The following is a 3088-nucleotide window of genomic DNA, read 5'->3' on the forward strand; positions in this document are numbered from 1 at the left end:
GATGAAGGCGGCCATGTCCAGCCACCTCCGATCCATCAAGGAGCTCCTCAACGTCGAGCAACGGCCCGACGAAGAGAGCGAGCTCGCCTTCGAGCGGGAACCGGAACTCGACCGCGAACACGGCCGAGACACCGCGCACGCGGTCTAGATCCGCCCGGCAGCGGCGCCGAACAGAGAAAGAGGTCGCCACCCCGCCGATCCGAGAAGGTTTCTCGGATCAGGGCGACGGGGAAATCTCCCCGTCGACCATGGCAGTGGGTGGCGACCTCTTTCTCGTCGCTCGGGCAGTGTAGAACAGGCCTACGACACACCTAACGTCCGCCTGCAACACGGAGGTTCGCTGGTCCCCGAGATCAGTTTGCGTTCCGTGTTGGTGCCAACGGCCGGTGATCGATCGGAGTGTCGGTAGCCGCGAATCCGGAATCGTTATGACACGCGTCGACGCGGCCGCTGCCCGCGAGCCCGTGCATTGCGCACCATCCCGCGAAGACCATCGGGATGATCATCGGCCCCACGTCCTCCGATTATGGCTGCGGTGGAACTCATCGCGAGAGACCTTTCGGTCGTCGAGCGCATCAATTGCTCAGTCGGTGATTAGCGCCTCCGACCACCATGCCGGGGGAGGCGGCGGAGCGGACAAGGGCGGACCCGTCACCTTCGTCGGGCCGACGACGGGCCAGGCCGCCGGATCGACGATGGCCTGCCTGGTGATCACGGCGTCCGTCCCGATGTCGAAAACCGTGAGGTCCTGCGCAATTGTGACGGGACCGTCGTACCGGGCTCGCATCTCCGCATACACGGGACCGACCGTCTCGTGGTCGACTGCCAGGTGCCACATGACCGACATCCGCGCACCGGCTCGGGCGAAAACACTTCCCGCCATCGTCGGACTGGTATGCGAGTCGTTGACGACCCGCTCCGCGAACTCCAGCGGAACGCCTGCCTTCCGCGCGAACACCGACGCCGACGGGAACGTCTCGTGGACGAGCAGATCGGCACCGTCACACGCTGCCACCAGGGGGCGGCACGGCCGGGTGTCGCCTGAGAAGACGACACTGCGGCCGTTGTAGTCCAGTCGGTAGCCGACCGCGCCGTTGATGATGTGGATCACGGGAAACGAGGTGACCTGAATACCATTGCGGTCGTACACAGTGGCGGTCCGGTCCCAGGGAACCTCGGTGGTCTCGGTGTGGGCGCCGGACTGACCGGGGTGCCCACACAGAGACTGCATGTCCCATGCGTGCGCGGCCTCGAGATGCGTCGTGTAGGCACGGGTTCCGAGTTCGGGAACCTCGCCTGCCGGTCCCCAGACCTCGACCGGGTCACGCCGACCTGCCTTGGCCAGACTCCACACAAGCGTCGGCATGTCGCCGACGTGATCTGCGTGCAGATGCGACAGGAACACCTTCGTCGTCTCCGTCACCGGCAATCGGAGTCCGTTGTAGTTCGCCAGCGCCCCCGAACCGAGGTCGAAGAAGAACCGGTCCCGCTCGGGATTACCCACCTCGATCAGCAACGACGCCGACGCCTGGCTGGGTTTGACGAACGGGTCTCCGGAGCCGAGTACGGTGACCCGGATCTGTCCGTCTGGCACCGACTCTGCACTCGGTGTCAAGACCGGAGCACCAGCCGACGGTCTCGATCCCACTACCGGTGTTGTCGTCAACGGTGACCCGCCTTCGAATGCAAGCTCGGTCAACTCGGTGATCTCGGTAGCCATGGCCCACCCCTCAGATCGGTACACTCATTGTGGCTCTTCAATCTTGAGCGGGCAACCTGGGATTTGAGGGTTTTCGGCGCGTCGACCTGCTGAGAGCCCTTGGTCTCCTGAAGTCTGGATGTTGCGACACATTCCGACCGCAGAAGGACCAAGGGTTTGACCGAGAGTACGACACTGTTGTTTGGGCTGCCAGGAGTACGCGTACTCAGCGTGTCCCAGGACGCGGACGGCACACGACCAGTGGAGCTGGCCACCGACGAGGACACCGCCGCGGCATGCCCCTGCTGCGGGGTTTTCTCGACTTCCGTCAAGGAACGCGTGTCCACCAGGCCGAAGGACATCCCCTACGGAGAAGACCGAATACTGCTGCGATGGAGCAAAACCAGGTGGCGCTGCCGGGAGGACTACTGCACCCGAACATCGTTCACCGAAGCGATCGAGCAGATCCCACGACGTGCCCGCACCACCGTACGACTACGCACCCAGATCGGCACGGCGATCGGGTGACGCCGCCAGATCGGTATCCGAGGTGGCCACCGCCCACGGTGTGTCCTGGCCGACCGCGCACCGCGCGTTCGTCGAACACGCCGATCGCCTTCTGGCCGAACCCGCGCCGGTGCGGGTCCTCGGGATCGATGAGTCCCCCATGGACTTCGTCCAGGGAGGGACCCCCACCGCCGCGGTAAGCCCAGGTGGGAGTACTGCAAGAACGTCGAGAGGTGGGTTCGGTCGACCCCTGGGATACCGGCTTCGTCGACCTGTCCGGCAACCAGGGGCCTGCTGCCGAACGCGACCCTGGTGGTCGATCATTTCCATCTGGTTCAGTTGGCGAACGACGCGGTCACCAAGGTCCGCCGGCGCATCACCTGGGAACTCAAAGACCGCCGAGGCGGAAAGCGGGATCCGGAATGGGCGAATCGGCGCCGATTGCTCACCGCACGAGAACGACTCTCGGACAGGAACTTCGCGAAGATGTGGAACGTGATCGTCGACGAGGACCCCACCGCCCAGATTCTGTCGGCGTACATCGCGAAGTAAGAACTCCGCACGCTGCTGTCGACCGTCAAGACCGGCGGCGATCCCCATCTGACCCGGCACCGGCTGCACCGGTTCCTCACCTGGTGTATCGATTCGCGCATCCCCGAACTACTCACGTTGGCGAAGACCGTCGATGCGTGGTGGCCGGAGATCCACGCGTTCGTGACCACTGGAATCACCAATGCTCGGACCGAGGGCTACAACCAATACCGTTCAGTTAGAGGGTTGTGCGGTATCGTGTCGGCGTGCCGCGTAGTGGATGGGTGAAGCCGGAGTCGGATCGTCGGCTGTCGGATCTAGTGTCGGTAGGGTTGCTGACCAGGGTGTTTC

2 protein-coding genes and 1 pseudogene are annotated in these 3088 nt (G+C 64.2%); 2 read left to right on the top strand and 1 reads right to left on the bottom strand.

Annotated features, from left to right (window positions below; translation table 11 throughout):
- Window positions 1-583: 583 nt before the first annotated feature.
- Window positions 584-1720 (bottom strand): guanitoxin biosynthesis MBL fold metallo-hydrolase GntH, encoded by a 1137-nt coding sequence (gene gntH / locus WAW17_RS32870; RefSeq protein WP_422337010.1) that lies wholly within the window; start codon window positions 1718-1720, stop codon window positions 584-586.
- A gap of 156 nt (window positions 1721-1876) precedes the next feature.
- On the opposite strand from gntH, the gene WAW17_RS32875 reads away from it, so the two are divergent.
- Window positions 1877-2227, top strand: a complete 351-nt coding sequence (locus WAW17_RS32875) for a transposase family protein (RefSeq protein WP_422337011.1) — start codon at window positions 1877-1879, stop codon at window positions 2225-2227.
- Window positions 2228-2497: 270 nt separating this feature from the next.
- Window positions 2498-3025 (top strand): annotated as a pseudogene (locus WAW17_RS32880) (ISL3 family transposase).
- The last annotated feature ends 63 nt before the right edge of the window (window positions 3026-3088 follow it).

The organism is Rhodococcus sp. (in: high G+C Gram-positive bacteria) (assembly GCF_049286785.1).
In the GTDB taxonomy this organism is placed as follows: Bacteria; Actinomycetota; Actinomycetes; order Mycobacteriales; family Mycobacteriaceae; genus Rhodococcus_F.

What these genes read in the sequence shown, in the direction of transcription:
- gntH (WP_422337010.1), bottom strand. Translation starts at nt 1,720, where the DNA reads ATGGCTACCGAGATCACCGAGTTGACCGAGCTTGCATTCGAAGGCGGG.